This is a genomic window from Neobacillus novalis NBRC 102450, from assembly GCF_001591805.1.
Taxonomy (GTDB): domain Bacteria; phylum Bacillota; class Bacilli; order Bacillales; family Cytobacillaceae; genus Neobacillus; species Neobacillus novalis.
In genome coordinates, this window is record NZ_BCVP01000085.1 from 1 (window position 1) to 827 (window position 827).

Here is an 827-nt window from a genome sequence, read left to right on the forward strand (position 1 = left end):
AGCTAAAAAGCCAGGCGGGTAGCCTGGCTCAGGTCATTTTTCTTTCAAGCCTCAAATTTCAAGGCCATTTTTATAGTAGATAGCATAACAAAAGAACAAAAGAAATCCCCTTCGGATTTCCAATAAAACGTAAGTTATCTAGATGGCGCCTAGCATCCGGAATCTCCTTTTAAGCTTTACGGCTTTAAACTTTTATCCGAGCGGTGGTCTGACCCCAAAATTCTCGAGCTCGGGTCGCTCTGAACCAATGCAAACAAAGGTTGAAGATCATAACAATATCAACCACATCTCCACCATAGTACATGATCATGCCTCCAATTTTCGCCTGCTCTAAGGGTACGCCAGCAGGTGGGTGAGCATAGATGAATTTTGATAGAATGCCATGACCAGCTAGGAAATAATTAATACGATTGAACGGTACAAAAAAGGAAATCGGTGGGGTATCGGGTACGATAAACCCAAGCACGCACAAGGCCACCATAACCGTCCCCCAAGCACCTCTAAACATCATACCTCCGAAATGGACAATCAGAATTATTTCCCCCCAGCCTGTCCTTTTTGCCTCAAAAACCATAAATAGAAGGTGAAAGGAGGTGATTGAAATGGCGCAGGCGTTATTAGAAGGGACGAAGCTTCGCTTGGTGTTTGAAACGGGGATGGATGACGAAGGAAATCCAATCTACAAAGCTAAAACGTTTAGCAATGTGAAAAAGGAAGCAACAGTTGACCAGTTGTTTCAAGCAGCAAAGGCAATCGCTGTTTTGTGCAACAACAAGCTAAACAAAGTGGAACGCAACGACAGTACTGAGATTTTAGCTTAATTGTTT

Annotated in this window: 1 protein-coding gene and 1 pseudogene; one reads left to right on the forward strand and one right to left on the reverse strand. The window is 43.2% G+C overall.

Features of this window, described 5'->3' with window-relative positions; genetic code table 11:
• Positions 1-184 precede the first annotated feature (184 nt).
• A pseudogene (locus BANVL01_RS26375) lies at positions 185-447 on the reverse strand (cytochrome c oxidase assembly protein); the annotation flags it as partial.
• Between the two features lie 155 nt (positions 448-602).
• On the opposite strand from BANVL01_RS26375, the gene BANVL01_RS26380 reads away from it, so the two are divergent.
• On the forward strand, positions 603-821 hold the full coding sequence (locus BANVL01_RS26380; RefSeq protein ID WP_066093077.1) for a DUF1659 domain-containing protein: 219 nt from the start codon (positions 603-605) through the stop codon (positions 819-821).
• Positions 822-827 lie beyond the last annotated feature (6 nt).